General features: G+C 71.3%; 2 protein-coding genes. One reads left to right on the top strand and one right to left on the bottom strand.

Annotated elements, in window-relative coordinates:
• On the top strand, positions 1-425 hold a 425-nt coding region (locus V7E46_RS33365; RefSeq protein WP_333771901.1), incomplete at its 5' end, for a DUF1275 family protein.
• A gap of 287 nt (positions 426-712) precedes the next feature.
• Here the strand turns inward: V7E46_RS33365 and V7E46_RS33360 are convergent.
• Positions 713-1,978 (bottom strand): COG1470 family protein, encoded by a 1,266-nt coding sequence (locus V7E46_RS33360; RefSeq protein ID WP_333771902.1) that lies wholly within the window; start codon positions 1,976-1,978, stop codon positions 713-715.
• Between the last annotated feature and the right edge of the window lie 220 nt (positions 1,979-2,198).

The raw sequence follows: 2,198 nt of genomic DNA, 5'->3' as shown, positions 1-2,198 counted from the left end.
CTCGGTTTTTTTTATATGAGACGGGCCGGGGGCTGCTCGGCGGGCTGCTGATCGAAACGGCCGCGCTGTGGCTGGTGGTCTTCGGCTGGCTGTACTGGGAAGGGTCCCCGGACGCGGCCCAACGCGCGGCGCTCCTCGTGCTGACGGCCGCCGCGATGGGCTGTCAGAACGGCGCCATCCGGATCTCCGCCGACGGTGAGGTCACGACGGGCTACCTGACCGGCATGGTGACCTCGACGGTCGCCGTCCTCGTCACGCAGGGACGGGTCGTGTGGCGCAACGTGGGCACGGCCGTGCTCTTCACCGTCGGCGCGGCGGCGGCAGGCGCCGCCTTCCGCTGGGTCCATCTGGGCACCCCGGTGATCCCCGCGCTGTTGGTGACGGCCGCACTCGCGACACACGAGCCGTCGGCACAACAGCGCTGAGGGACGGTCGCGTCGAAGGACGGCGGCACCGAGGGCCGGCGGCGTAGGGGACTGCGGCGTGAAGGGCGGCGACGGCTCGAACCATTCGAAAACTGACCGATCCGCTTGTGCCGACGCGCTGCTCGGCGTTGCGCGGAAAGCCGCACCGGGCACCACGTTCGGGCATGCCGGGTTTCGGCGACGTCATGATTCCGCGACCGGACCACTCTGTCGATTTTCGGACGAAGCGGTGAATTCCCCTTCCTCCTGCGCCCCACCAGGTGAACGATGACCCAACGAGGCACGCGTCACTGCCGCGTGTTGATGAGCACACCGCTCACGTTCAGGATCTCGTCACACTGCTGTTTCTGAACACCGGTGGCCAGTGTGCCCGGTTTCACGCACTGCACCTTCGCCGTGACGGTCGCGTTCTCGGGGATCTCGATGGGGGTGACCCAGTGGTAATCCTGGTTTCGGAAGGTCTCCAGCGCGATGCTGGTGATCGTCCGGCCGCCGAAGATGATGGTCATCACCCCCTCGTCACCCTGGAAGTTGGCGACGACGACGTCCGTGATGCCGAAGATCTTGCCCGCGGGAACCTTGTAGGACCTGGTCTGGCTCTGCCCGCCGGACACCTGCACTGTGAGGGTTCGCGAGTCCGGCAGGCCGCCGGCCGTACCGCCGGTGCTTCCGCCGGACTGCGTTCCCGTGCCCGGCTGCGCGCTCCCGCCCTGGCCGCCGGCCTGCGGACCGCTGCTGCCGGAACCGGTGGCCGGCGACTGCCCGTTCTTGGCGCCGGGGGACGCCGGGCTCTGGTGCGCCACCGCGTCGGCGGCCTGCTTGGCGGTGCTGCGCACGGCGGGGCGTACGAGGGCGAACCAGGCCACCACCAGGGCGATCAGGAGCGCGAGCAGGGCGAGCAGCCACTTCGGGAAGACCGGGATCTGGGCGAACTGCGCGTCCAGCACCGGCGCGGGGACGGCCGCGGCCCGGTCGGCGTCCTGCGCAACCGCGGCGTCGCTGACGTTCACGGTGAACGGCCAGACCACCTGCCTGCCGAACCAGACCGGCCGGCCGGCCGCGCGTACCCGCAGCCGGGTCTGCGCCGACTCACCCGGCTCCAGGCTCAGTTGGGCGGGTGCGAAGGCGAACCGCAGCTCCTCCCCCGCCTGCTCGGGCGTGAAGGACACCTGGGCCGGGCAGTTCCCCGCGTTCTGCACGGCCACCCGGTAGCGGCCCCGCAGCCAGCCGCGCCGGCGGCGCGGCAGCACTTGCGCGCGCAGTTCGTGGAACTCCTCGATGTGCACGGTGGTCTCGGGCACCGTGACGGACTCGGGGTGTTCCGCGGGCAGCACCCGTACGCCCAGGGGAACGTCACCGGCACGGATGCCGGGTGAGCGCGGCGGGTTCAGGCGGATGGTCACCGTCTCGGAGGTGCCCGGGTAGAGGGAGACCCGCTCGGGTTCCACGACGGACCAGGCCGCGCAGTCGCCGACGACCTCCAGGGTGTACGCCTCAACGATGTCGCTGTCGTTGCGGACGGTCAGAACGGTCGAGGCGGTGCTGCCCGGCATCACCGTCACCGCCGGGATGTCGAGGCCGGGCGCTCCGGCGCCGGAAGAGGCTGTGGGTGGCGTCACGCCACGACGGTAGGACCGCCGCCGGTACGCGAGGAGAGGTACGAGGGCAACACCCGGGCAGTCGGCGTGCCCCGGGCGGTCACGGGCGGCCGCCTCGTACGGCGTGCCGGTTGAGGCGCGTCCGCGCCGTACGCGCCCCGCCGGACCGCTCCCC

Origin of the sequence: Streptomyces sp. IBSBF 2435 (genome assembly GCF_036815005.1) — a bacterium.
In the GTDB taxonomy this organism is placed as follows: domain Bacteria; phylum Actinomycetota; class Actinomycetes; order Streptomycetales; family Streptomycetaceae; genus Actinacidiphila.
This window is presented reverse-complemented; position numbering and strand designations above follow the sequence as displayed.

What these genes read in the sequence shown, in the direction of transcription:
- V7E46_RS33360 (WP_333771902.1), bottom strand. Translation starts at nt 1,978, where the DNA reads ATGCCGGGCAGCACCGCCTCGACCGTTCTGACCGTCCGCAACGACAGC.